This is a genomic window from Vibrio alginolyticus NBRC 15630 = ATCC 17749 (assembly GCF_000354175.2).
Taxonomy (GTDB): domain Bacteria; phylum Pseudomonadota; class Gammaproteobacteria; order Enterobacterales; family Vibrionaceae; genus Vibrio; species Vibrio alginolyticus.
Window position 1 is genome coordinate 718,024 of sequence record NC_022359.1, and the last position, 11,567, is coordinate 729,590.

Sequence of the window (11,567 nt, forward strand, 5' to 3'; positions counted from 1 at the left end):
AGGATGGAAATCAGCGTAGGAGAAGTGGCAAAACGTTCTGGAGTGAAAGTATCTGCCCTACATTTTTACGAGCAAAAAGGACTGATTTCGAGTTGGAGAAATCAAGGTAATCAGCGTCGCTACCATCGCAGTGTGTTGCGCCGTGTTGCGGTGATCAAAGCAGCGCAGCAAGTTGGGTTGTCGTTAGAAGAAATTAAACATGCGTTAGATGAACTGCCGAAACACCAAGCCCCTAACAAAGCGCAATGGGAAGAAATGGCAAGCCATTGGCATGAACAGTTAGAACAAAAGATTCAAAAACTTAAAGCGTTGCAAAACGATTTAGGCGGATGCATTGGCTGCGGGTGCTTGTCGTTAGAAACCTGCGCACTGCGAAACCCAGAAGATGTATTAGGGAAAGACCACTCGGGGTCGAACTTAACGTTAGAAGAAGAGTAGCGATTATCTCTATTCTTTGTCGAAACTGTCGACTACGATCGCGCCCATCGAAGCAGGCATTGTGATGACGATAACGCGTTTTATCGCAACCAAAGGCTCATTCATGAGTGGCAGTTTATCAAGACAGAAAAGAACTAACGCTACCACAACGGCCGCAATGAGGTACGCGATAACCACACGAAAAATAAAGATGGATACGCGATTCTTGATGTGGCTTTGAAACACGCTTTGATACGCGAAAAAACTGAGGAAAATGACAGAAAGACTTAACAGCATGAGCAAGTTTGCCATTGGTAGGCTCTCACCCAATCGCCACGCTTCCTCCGAAAATGAGATCGGGACTGCTAGGGCAAAAGCGCCAACCAATACTTGGCTAGCGTCTTCTAGATTAAAGTGGCTGCTCATGCTGTTTATTCCATTATTCGCTTGCTAGATGTAAGAGCTTTTCAAAACGCTCATTACCGTGCAGCAATTCGAGGTCTCGTTCTTCGGCAAGTAAATCACGAATGGATGGGCTGTATTCAATTGCGCGTTCCAAGTCTTCAATAGCTTGCTCTTCGATACCAAGGCGAGAGTATGCACACGCGCGTTGATACAGTGCAGGGCCGTTGGTGTAATCGACTTCAAGTACGCGGTTACAAATGCTAAGTGCCCAATGGTATTCGTTGATTTCCATCGCTGCGTCGGCTTTGTACGTCAACGCTTCTAAATCACCTGGACGAATTAACAAGATTTCATCATAGATTTCGATACGTTGCTCTGGAGTTTGAGAGCTTTGTGCACGTAGCCATAAGTTATGGATCTCGTTGATTTTCTCAATTTCTTTGTTGTTTTCACTGATAATGCGAGTTTTGCGTTTTAAATCTCGCTCAAGGGCGACAAACTTTTTCTCGTATTCTTGGGCGATCTTCTCCAATCGTTTATCAGCCATCTCTTTGGTGTTGTGTTTAAACTCACGCAGAGATTGCCATCCGACAAAGGCAATCAGAGATGCGACACCAGCAATGATGTAGAAGAAGTATGTAACGGTCACGTTGGCATAGTTCAACGATTTATCTGCGACCGTTAGCTCGCGATCGGTGATCTCTGTGATCATTCGCTTTTCTAGGCTTTGATAGTCCTGACGCAGCGCTTTTAGTTCATCTAAAATATAGCGTTCCATTAATGGTCTATCTAACAGATCCGATTCTGAATACTTTTCCTCCGATGCCATTGTTGGCAAGGCAAGTATCAGCGAGAAAAAAATACCAATAAATAAGCGCATATAACGTCCTTTCACGAGAAGAGTACAGATAGACCATGCAACAATAGCAAATAGCACAAACGTTTAGCAAAGTTATTACAAAAGAAATAACAGTCGTCTTCGTAGAAGTCATATTCTTGTTGTTTTTCAGTTTGTTCCTGGTGGTTATTTGTTGTGATATCTTTTATCCTCCTTGCGAATTTATGATTAATGGAGTGAGCATGGACGCGCGAGCTAAGGATTACTTAGAACAATTCCTAGAATTATTATCACCAGAACAAAGGGAAGCTGTACCATCAGTCAGTGCTGACTATTATTGTGCCGATGAATACAACGCGAATGTATGCGCAGACTTGGTTCGTATTGGACAGAAAACTGCATCGTGCAGTTTGGAGCTTTGGTATCGAGAACATGGTGAAACCATGCCCCAAGTCGGTCATTTACAAGTAGTGACGAATTGGGATGGGGACCCGGTTTGCGTGATACGAATTACTGACGTAAGTACATGCAAATATGAGAATGTAACCGCAGAGTTTGCCTACGCAGAAGGCGAAGGTGATAGAACCTTAAACTGGTGGCGTGATGCTCATACTGCATTTTTTAAAGCTGAATGCGATGAGTTGAACATCGATTGGCATGAGAAACGTACGCTGGTTTTAGAGCGTTTTGAAGTGGTGTATCCCGTCAATTAATCTCTGATAGCAGCACTGATTTGAAGTGCTGCTTTCTTTACTGAGAGACCATTTTTAGCGCTTTCGAGCGGTCACACTAAACATGTGCCAATGTTTTTGGCTTCCTACTACAGTGGTCCCGTCTTCATCTCTTTCATGCAATGAAATGAGGTCGTAACCTTCGAATAAGCTTTCCACTTCCTTTTTTGTTAATGCGGTAATGTTTGGGTGCATTTCGGAGGTAACCCAGGAGTCTTTCACTCCCAAGAAATCGCCGCAGAAGATACCGCCCGGTTGTAATGCGCTGTCTATTTTTGTCCAGACTTGTTTGAAGCCTGTATCAGGGCAAAAGAACAAACTGGCATTTGCGATAACCAAGCTGCACTGAGGGTAATTAAATTCAGTAAAACAGCACTGCGAAACCGAAAATCGTTTATTACCTTCAAAGCGTGTTAAACAAGTTTTTACTGCATCTTCATTGCTATCACATGCGTGAACCTTAAATCCCTGTTCGAGTAGAAAGTGGCTGTCTCGACCTATTCCGCAGCCAATATCAAGAGCGACTTTGCCTTCTATCTTAAGTTGGTTTACGGCATTTTCCACGTTTGGGCGGTGAGGTTGGCTTAAAATTTTCTGATAGTATTCATTCCATTGCGCTGGCATTGAACTTCCTTATGTTGGTTGTGTCCCCTGCCCAAAACTAGCGTCCATTTTGTTTTGCTTGACTGGGGAGGTTTGCAGTATTGGCAGCTGTTATAGCTGATCTTCAATCGGTAATATTCCGGAGAACCAAGCGCCCATTTTTCGCCATACTCCTGCTTCTGGTTCGGAGTCGTATTCTTCGCCTGTTTTTACGTCGGTCCAGACAATGTCCCCGTCGCGCAGAGTTAAGGCATAGGCGTTACTCGACAGTTGATTCGGCAGTTGTTCTAGAAACATTTGCACATATTCTGGCTGTTCGATAACAACGGCCATTTCGGTATTCAAAGCGGCCGAACGTGGGTCCCAGTTCATCGAACCAACGAAAAGTGTTTTGTTATCAATCGTCATTGCTTTAGCGTGTAAACTTGCTCTGCTACTCCCCGTGAGGCTCCACTTACTTTTGAGTTTTGCGCTCGCTTTTACTTCCCAAAGCTTGATTCCAGCTTCGAGTAGATCTTTTCGATATTTTGCGTACCAACCATGCACGGCAAACACATCGTTAGACGCGAGGCTATTGGTCACAATCGTGATATCAACGCCTCGCTTGGCCGCGTTACTTAATGCTTGAGTACCTACTTCAGTTGGAACGAAATAGGGAGAGATGAGCACAAATGAATCCTCAACACTTTTAACCAGCTCCGTTAAATTATCAATAAGTTGGCTCTCTCGGGTCGCGACTTTATCGGGCAGATCAAACCATACTTTCGCTTCTCCCCAGTAGAGCTTGAGTTTGCCTTGTTTTAGATCTTGGTACATATCCAGTTGAGTGAAGTCATAGCGGCCGGTTGAAAACTTTTCCTCTAACCGGAGTTTATTGACCTGCTTTTGAATCGCTTGGTCGGTAATTTGCTGTGAATTCGGTGTAATCCATTCCATTGGTATCGAATAGGCGCTATTCCAGTAGAGGTCGAACTGATCGGCAGTTTGTTGTACCGCCTCACCATAGAGCAGAAGATCAAAATCACCAAACTCAACTTGCGATTCAAAAGAGAAGTATTCATTGCCGATATTTCTACCTCCGACAATGGCGGAAACACTGTCTGCAATCAGAGACTTATTGTGCATACGACGATTAAGACGTTCAAAATCGCTAGCAAGAGCGAACCAACGGGAGTCGCGATACTGATGCGGGTTAAATAAGCGGATTTCTATATTAGGATGTGCATTGAGGGCAGCCATCACATCGTCGTTTCGCTTTTGCATATCGTCAAGCAACAGCCTTACTCGAACACCACGCTTTGCCGCTTCATACAAGCGCCACGTTATTAGCTGACTCGTTTCGTCACCACGGTAAATATAGTATTGAAGATCAAGGCTTTTCTGGGCGGACTCGATCAAAGAGGTTCGAGCAAGAAGGGCATCGTGTCCCTGATTTAACGGTGCAAAGCCAGTTATGGACTTAGGGTCTCTCCCGTAAGCTTCAAAGTACTGCGCAAGAACAGAATCCTTTTGATAACCGAGCTGAAAGCTGGTGGACTTTTCACTGGCGTCATTCAACGATACGGATGAGCATGCCGATAAAATAGTGAGCAGCGAGGGGAAGAGCAACTTGGCGAGCGTTTGTAACAAAGCACATTTCCTTGTCTTACAGAGTGTTACCTACTCCAAATTATAGACTTAAGCTGACGCCACATGCACCCAGAACCGTTTGATAACGAGCGATTAATCAATGAATTGCCATAGAGCCTGCACTAAGTTCAACTTTTAGAGCGCAGATAATCATTTATTTTAATTATCATTATGGCCGTATTGGTCATAATCACTAATATCTGGTGATTATGACCAATAGCACACTGGATAAAATAATGCTTTTTATATAACCATATGATTTCTAATAAATAAATGCTTGGCATGTCATTTGCTGTTTAGAATAAAAGTTAAGTCAGAGCAACTTGCGCAGTTGGTTAATTTTTTGTTAATTTTATTAACTTTAAATTGGCAATAACTATCTAGTTCGCTGCTTAAAAGACTAGGCAAGTGCCGCTTTGATGTTTATTCAAATTCAATTCTCTCACCACCATGCTTACCGGGAGCAATGGACTGAATAAAAGTGTGGTGTTGAAAACAACAATAAAAAAGGATTTTCGATGTTAGCAAAACCCATATTACGTTGGCTTTTACCCTTCGTCGTCGTTGGAGGCTCTTATGCAGGATATGCTGCAATTGCCGCAACTGCGCCGGAAAAAGAGTCAACCAAAGATGCAATTACAGAACCTACTGTTCAGGCTTCTTCTCTTTTTCCTACCGATCACAAAGTGGTGATTACCAGTCACGGTGAATTAGTCCCTTTTGAAAAAACACACCTTTCCGCGCAAGTTAGTGGTGAAGTTAAAAGTTGGCACCCGAATTTTGTGACGGGTGGCATCGTAAAACGAGGAGAGGTTCTTTTCACAATTGAAAGTGACAACTATGAAGCGTCGGTTTTACAAGCTGAAGCCGATTTAGCTAGTGCACGCGCAAACTTGATTGAGGAACAAGCGAAAGCCGAAGTGGCAAAACGTCAGGCAAAGAGACTGAGCGATAAGCAAGTGACGGATCTGTATTTACGCAAGCCTCACGTTTTGAGCGCACAAGCGCAAGTGAAGTCGGCTCAAGCGGCACTCAAACGAGCAAAAAGAGAGTTAGAAAATTGCAAAGTAGTTGCACCTTACGATGCGCTGGTTGTTGAGCGTGATATTGGTGTTGGTCAATTTGTTACATCTGGTTCTCGAGTTGCCACGTTAAACAACATCGAAGTGGCAGAGGTGCACGTACCCATTGCCGGTTTTGATAGTGCATTTTTACCCGAATCCATTGGTGAACTCACTGCGACAGTGACGCAGCAAGGTGTGTTTTCTACCACTAGAGAAGGTCGAGTAGTTCGTGATCTAGGCATGATTGATAGCGCTACCCGAATGATTAACATGGTCATTCAAATCGCGGACCCATACGGTGTCGATAACCAGCAGCCTCCAATTAAATTCGGCTCCTACGTTGAAGTGAGCTTCACTGGTAAGGAACTTAAGCACATCTACCGCTTGCCACAGGAATTAGTTAAAAACCGTACCGTGTGGGTGGTGAATGGCGATAATCAACTTCAACCCAGAACTGTCACGGTTTTGAGAGCAGAAGGTGAGTTTTTGCTGGTGGGCGAAGGCTTAGAGCAAAGTGATAAGTTGGTACTGACCTTACCAGAGTACCCTCAAAAAGGCATGGCGGTACAAATCGCAAAAAAGAGTGACGACTCCGAAACCGTCGTACAGTAAGTAGGAGTTTGTCATGGAAGATACTAAACAAAAGGGCTTAATTGCCTATTTTGCGAATAACCCCGTCGCTGCCAACCTTTTGATGGTGTTCATCATTATCATGGGTGTGGTGAGTTTTCTCTTTATTCAAAGGCAGATGTTTCCGAATATTGAGGTGAACTACATTGATGTTCGTGCGGCTTATCCTGGCGCTTCTCCTCAAGAGATAGAAGAGAGTATTCTCGTTAAGGTCGAGGAATCGATTAAAGACGTCACCGGGATTAAAAAAGCAGTCTCAACGGCCTCTAGAGGTAGCGCGTATGTTTCTATCGAGGTAGACGTTAATGCCGATATCAAGCGTGTCTTAGATGATGTAAATCAACGTATTGATACCTTGTCTAACTTACCAGCGGGTATGGAACCAATCAATGTTTACCAAGTTGAATGGCGCCAAGATGTAATCGAAATGGGATTAGTCGGGGACCGACCGCTCGAGGAGCTTAAACCGATTGCTAAGCAAATCGAAGATGAATTACTTCAGTTAGAAAACGTCATGCTGGTGTATCTGAGTGCGCCAGAAGAAGAAATAGCGATTGAAGTTGACCCACTTGTTCTTCGTAAATACGACCTGACGTTGAGCGATATCAGCAGCGCGATCAGCCGTTACTCAGCCAACTTTTCTGCGGGCGAAGTAAAAACAAACTCAGGGATGATTGCAGTAAGGATTGAAAACCAATACTACCGTGGTGATGAGTTTAGAAATATTCCTGTAAAGCTTGGCGCAAATGGTGCAAAGGTTCTGTTGCAAGATATTGCCACAATAAAAGATGGCTTTACGGAAGAAGAGCGCTACTTTGAATACTCAGGTCAAAATGCGATCTACATGTCTGTTGAAGCAACTCGTGATCAGAACATTATCCCTGTTGCACAGTCCGTTCGTAATTATATTGAAGCAAAAAACAAGACATTGCCGCAGGATGTTAAGCTCAAAGTCTTGGTTGATACGACTTATTATTTAAATGGGCGTCTCGACATGATGTTGAAAAACTTGCTGCAAGGCGCTGCATTAGTCGCGATTATGCTGACCATTTTCCTACGTTTCCGCTTGGCTATGTGGGTAATGATCGGCTTACCAGTGTGTTTCCTTGGTGCGGTGATGATGATGCCAGCTTTGGGTATTACAGTGAACATCGTCTCGCTGTTCGCTTTCATCATGGTGCTCGGTATTGTAGTTGATGACGCCATCGTGATGGGAGAGAGCGCTTACAGCGAAATTGAAGAAAAAGGCGGTGGCGTCGAAAACGTGGTTCGTGGTGTAAAACGTGTTGCCACACCAGCCACTTTCGGTGTGTTAACCACAATTGCGGTGTTTGCCCCTTTCTTGTTGTCTAGCGGTATTGATAGTGCCTTCTTTTATGGTATTGCGGGGGTCGTGATTCTTTGTTTGATCTTCAGTTTGATTGAATCAAAGTTGATCCTACCAGCGCACTTGGCGCATACCCATTTTAAGCCAGTTAAACCAGGTGGCTGGCGTGACCGATTTAACCAACGTTTTTTGGTTTTGTAAATGGTCCATATCGTAACTTTGTAACAACATGCACCCATTGGCGCTGGACAGTGTTTGCGGTGTTCTGTGGTTTACTGCTGATCAGCGCGGCTTTGATCAACGCGAATTATGTTCGGGTGATCCCTAACCCTAAAGTGCCGACTGACTATCCTGCGATCACTATTGAAATGAATGATACCGTTTCAAGTGAGCAGACAATCAGTGCACTCAAGACTATTGAACGTGTCATGCAAAAGATCGAATCTGAGACCATTGCAGAACATGGTCAAGGAATGATTCGTGATGTGCTGTCGTACAACAGAAGCCGCACCGAAGGTCGTGTATTAGTACCTCTGGTTGATGAAGAGTTACGCCCGTTCAATACATTTGAACTGGCTCGACGTTGGCGTGAAGCTATGCCTGTTATTCCAGGTATGAAGAGCATCAAAATCCGCGAGCAGAGTGCGGGTGGTGGTGACAGGGATGAGTTTGGCTACTTGTTGTTTGGTTCTAACATCAATGAGCTCAACGAGGCTGGGCGTTACTTGATAGAGCGTTTACAGCAGGAAGAAGGGTTATATGATATTTCATCTTCTATTGATTCTGGAAGCAAAGAAGTACTCCTGTCTCTTGCGCCTGTAGCGTACGATCTCGGTCTGGATCTTACCATGATCGCAGAGCAAGTTGGTGGCAGCTTTTATGGTGGCGAAGCACAGCGCATTATTCGTGATGGTGAAGAAATTAAAGTTATGGTGCGTTACCCGCAATTGACGCGTGAAGCATTCTCATCATTGCGTTACGCTGTGATTACCACACCAGCAGGTAAGAAGGTCATGCTAGGTGATGTGGTGAAGATCAACGAGCAGCCGGGCGTGAGTAGCATTCGACGTGAAGGCGGGTATCAAACCGTTTATGTCTATGGTTCGATAGACGAAGAATTGGTTGAACCTCAAGAAATCGTGAAGGTCATTGACGACAATATCTTACCGGATATGAAGCAAGCGTTCTCGAGTGTGAAAACAGAATTGGGTGGTGATATTGAAGAGCAGGCTGCGCAGCGTAATGAACAGATTTTGTTCTTTATTGCAGGCATGATCATCGTCTACATCTTGTTAGCTGTACCGTTAAAAAGTTATACCCAACCTTTGATTGTAATGTCCGTCATTCCGTTTAGTCTGACGGGGGCGATTTGGGGCCATTTCTGGCTAGGTTTAGACATCAGTATGATGTCGACATTTGGTTTGATCGCCGCTGCTGGCGTGGTTATCAACGACTCTCTGGTTATGACAGATTACGTAAACCAAGTGAGAGAAAAGGGTATGAACATCAAACAAGCGGTTGTTGAGGCGGGTTGTGCTCGTTTTCGAGCTATCACGCTCACCTCAATAACGACGTTTGCGGGTGTATTGCCGATAATGTTTGAAACGAGTTTGCAGGCGCGTTTTGTCATACCGATGGCTGTCGCTTTGGGCTTTGCGGTGTTGTACGCAACGGTTCTGACTTTAGTGTTGGTGCCTTGTTTGTATTTAATGCTTGAAGATATGAAAAATATTTTCAGATCGATTAAGAGGTTTATCCATCGTTTGATTAATCGTTTCAGAAAGTCGCCAGTGACGTCGAGCGTTGAAGCAAGCGTATCGAGTTAACAAGCTTGATGTTAACGATTAGGAGCAGCCTTCGGGCTGCTTTTTTGTTTCCGCATTTTGATTCAAAGTGATTTTTTAGTGGGCAGTTACGTAGTTATCTGATGAGAAAACTGCCTGACAAAGTATTTCTAATGTGTATGTTTCTAATGTTTTAAATTCGTATGGTTAATTTGACACTTGGTTAGCGAAATTTACCAGACGAAGATAACGTTGAACATGAGGGTTTGTTTAAGTTGTTGAAAAATAACAAAATAAAAGTTGGCATCGTATGTGCAATATATAAGTTGTAATTAAAATTAACTGCTAATCCTCAAGGAGCTTATTATGAAAAGCGTATTTCTATCTACTCTAAGTCTTATTGCTGTAATGTCATCACCGATCGCTGCTGCTAACACTTTAGACAAAGAGGAGTGGAGCTCAGATTTACGTCAGGACTTTTCTGAGATGAAACATGAAGCTATAGCAGATATTCAGCAAATGAACATGGATGCCATTCACGCACGTGATGAGCGTATCGTGAAAAACATTAAAGATGAGCAAGAACAGTTAGTAAAGGTAACGTGCCACAAAGAGAAAGCAAGCAAGTCATAAACGCCGATAAAAGAGACTAACAGACGAAAATGAATCCAATACGAGTTCGGTGTTAGTTAGCAGTAAGCACTGACCTTGTTGCTCTACTTGCCAGCCTTTTAAGGCTGGCTTTTTTGTTTCTCATTTCATGGGTAGGGATCAGATCCTCAAGCTCATTATCAATAGTTGGCGTGTTTGATGAGCTATTGCTGGATGGAGCGGATGTAACTTTTAAAAGTGTAGATTTCAGTAAAGTGGAGGTGATGTTAGATATTTAAAATTTAGAAAAGATCCGATCTCCTTTTTGACCTTCATAATACCTTAGTATGTGGCTTACCTTTACTTGAATTAGAACTCATATTGCAGGCTCTCGTTTAAAGGTATTGATGCATATTTGAAGAATAAGAGATAGACATATGAGTTTTATTAAAATGTGTAAAGATGGTTTTAGAGGGAAACCAGATTTTGCACACTTGTTACATAATGTATTCCAGATAGATGACTTAGTACTATCATTTGAATGTCCGAACAATATATATGAAGGTCATGTATACCAAGATTTTATTGAATTACAACGATTCAATATTGATTCAAAAGTAGAGCGGCATGAAAAGTTTATAAAATTGGCCACGATTTATTTCTCTTTTCAAAATAAAATAATAAATCCACTATTACCAATCAATAAACAAGGTGGCTTATATATTCGGTTAAGGATTAAATCTTCAGATAAATATATTACTAGTGTTAATCAACTATCTTCATTTATAGAGAACGAGTACGTGGGTTTTTATCATGCTGTAGAGTCACCTGACGGCTCTCGAAAAGGTGATCATACAGAGTTGATGAATGATGCCATTGCGTATGCAAATCATCGTTGGGGAATGGACCCGATAAACGAAGAAAAAAAGAGAGCGAAAGAAGAGTTCCTTGTAGGAGAGTTTCTTCGTGGTTACCCTCCAATCAAATGCCAAGATATCAAGATTGGTGAAAATACATTTTCAAAATATGTAGAAGGAAATTTGGAGTATAAAAAAGACTATCGAAGAGTGTACAATTTGCCTATCAAAAATGAGTTTTACTTTAGTATTGAATTTTTATATGAAATCGAGCCTATGTTTGCTCAAAAAAAGTTTTTAGATTGGGTAAGACACGCGGATGAAATCTTTGAAAAAAATGTTTTAGAGTTGCTAGCACTGTCTCCGCTTATTGATTCGCATACTACCTCCAAATCCGAAAGGTTGGCAAAAAAAGTTGATCCAGAGCGTTCATACTTAACTTAAAGAAAAAAGCCCGCGAAGAATGCTTTCACGGGCGAAAAAAGGGCACCAAATTGGGTGTCTATTCATTTTGGAGGTGGTCGAACGTCCATATAAAACTGACAATAGGCTTGGTGAGAGGCTTACCACCAGCGCGACCAACGAGGCTAAAGTTAACATTGTTGTAATCATTGTTAAAATGTTAATTCTTCAATCAATGTTTTCATTATCGTGAGTTTAAATTGTGAATGTGTTGCCTACGTGTATTTTT

9 protein-coding genes and 1 pseudogene are annotated in these 11,567 nt (G+C 42.7%); 6 read left to right on the top strand and 4 right to left on the bottom strand.

Annotated features, from left to right (window positions below):
• The first annotated feature begins 3 nt into the window (after positions 1 to 3).
• Positions 4 to 438, top strand: a complete 435-nt coding sequence (soxR, locus tag N646_RS18615; protein ID WP_005373898.1) for a redox-sensitive transcriptional activator SoxR — start codon at positions 4 to 6, stop codon at positions 436 to 438.
• Positions 439 to 447: 9 nt separating this feature from the next.
• Here soxR and N646_RS18620 read toward each other — a convergent pair whose 3' ends face one another.
• Positions 448 to 843 (bottom strand): DUF2391 family protein, encoded by a 396-nt coding sequence (locus N646_RS18620; protein ID WP_005373896.1) that lies wholly within the window; start codon positions 841 to 843, stop codon positions 448 to 450.
• A gap of 13 nt (positions 844 to 856) precedes the next feature.
• Entirely contained in the window at positions 857 to 1,702 is an 846-nt protein-coding gene (locus N646_RS18625) for a tetratricopeptide repeat protein (protein ID WP_005373890.1), read from the bottom strand.
• 200 nt (positions 1,703 to 1,902) lie between these two features.
• On the opposite strand from N646_RS18625, the gene N646_RS18630 reads away from it, so the two are divergent.
• Complete coding sequence (locus N646_RS18630; protein ID WP_017819794.1) at positions 1,903 to 2,373, top strand: ASCH domain-containing protein; 471 nt, start codon at positions 1,903 to 1,905, stop codon at positions 2,371 to 2,373.
• A gap of 54 nt (positions 2,374 to 2,427) precedes the next feature.
• Here the strand turns inward: N646_RS18630 and N646_RS18635 are convergent, their stop codons facing one another.
• Positions 2,428 to 3,015, bottom strand: coding sequence for a class I SAM-dependent methyltransferase (locus N646_RS18635; RefSeq protein ID WP_017819795.1), 588 nt, complete (start codon positions 3,013 to 3,015; stop codon positions 2,428 to 2,430).
• Positions 3,016 to 3,105: 90 nt separating this feature from the next.
• Entirely contained in the window at positions 3,106 to 4,623 is a 1,518-nt protein-coding gene (locus N646_RS18640; RefSeq protein WP_017819796.1) for a phospholipase D family protein, read from the bottom strand.
• A 518-nt stretch (positions 4,624 to 5,141) separates the two neighbouring features.
• On the opposite strand from N646_RS18640, the gene N646_RS18645 reads away from it, so the two are divergent.
• The 4 genes and pseudogenes from N646_RS18645 to N646_RS18660 all read left to right on the top strand — a co-directional run bounded on the left by N646_RS18645 (position 5,142) and on the right by N646_RS18660 (position 11,320).
• Positions 5,142 to 6,299 (top strand): efflux RND transporter periplasmic adaptor subunit, encoded by a 1,158-nt coding sequence (locus tag N646_RS18645; RefSeq protein WP_017819797.1) that lies wholly within the window; start codon positions 5,142 to 5,144, stop codon positions 6,297 to 6,299.
• A 13-nt stretch (positions 6,300 to 6,312) separates the two neighbouring features.
• A pseudogene (locus N646_RS18650) lies at positions 6,313 to 9,470 on the top strand (efflux RND transporter permease subunit).
• A gap of 324 nt (positions 9,471 to 9,794) precedes the next feature.
• Positions 9,795 to 10,061, top strand: a complete 267-nt coding sequence (locus N646_RS18655) for a hypothetical protein (RefSeq protein ID WP_005373876.1) — start codon at positions 9,795 to 9,797, stop codon at positions 10,059 to 10,061.
• A 395-nt stretch (positions 10,062 to 10,456) separates the two neighbouring features.
• Positions 10,457 to 11,320: a hypothetical protein gene (locus N646_RS18660; RefSeq protein ID WP_017819798.1), complete on the top strand. Its 864-nt coding sequence runs from the start codon at positions 10,457 to 10,459 to the stop codon at positions 11,318 to 11,320.
• The last annotated feature ends 247 nt before the right edge of the window (positions 11,321 to 11,567 follow it).

Coding starts and splice junctions, on each gene's coding strand:
- N646_RS18620 (WP_005373896.1), bottom strand. CDS start 843: ATGAGCAGCCACTTTAATCTAGAAGACGCTAGCCAAGTATTGGTTGGC.
- N646_RS18660 (WP_017819798.1), top strand. CDS start 10,457: ATGAGTTTTATTAAAATGTGTAAAGATGGTTTTAGAGGGAAACCAGAT.
- N646_RS18630 (WP_017819794.1), top strand. CDS start 1,903: ATGGACGCGCGAGCTAAGGATTACTTAGAACAATTCCTAGAATTATTA.
- N646_RS18625 (WP_005373890.1), bottom strand. CDS start 1,702: ATGCGCTTATTTATTGGTATTTTTTTCTCGCTGATACTTGCCTTGCCA.
- N646_RS18655 (WP_005373876.1), top strand. CDS start 9,795: ATGAAAAGCGTATTTCTATCTACTCTAAGTCTTATTGCTGTAATGTCA.
- N646_RS18645 (WP_017819797.1), top strand. CDS start 5,142: ATGTTAGCAAAACCCATATTACGTTGGCTTTTACCCTTCGTCGTCGTT.
- soxR (WP_005373898.1), top strand. CDS start 4: ATGGAAATCAGCGTAGGAGAAGTGGCAAAACGTTCTGGAGTGAAAGTA.
- N646_RS18635 (WP_017819795.1), bottom strand. CDS start 3,015: ATGCCAGCGCAATGGAATGAATACTATCAGAAAATTTTAAGCCAACCT.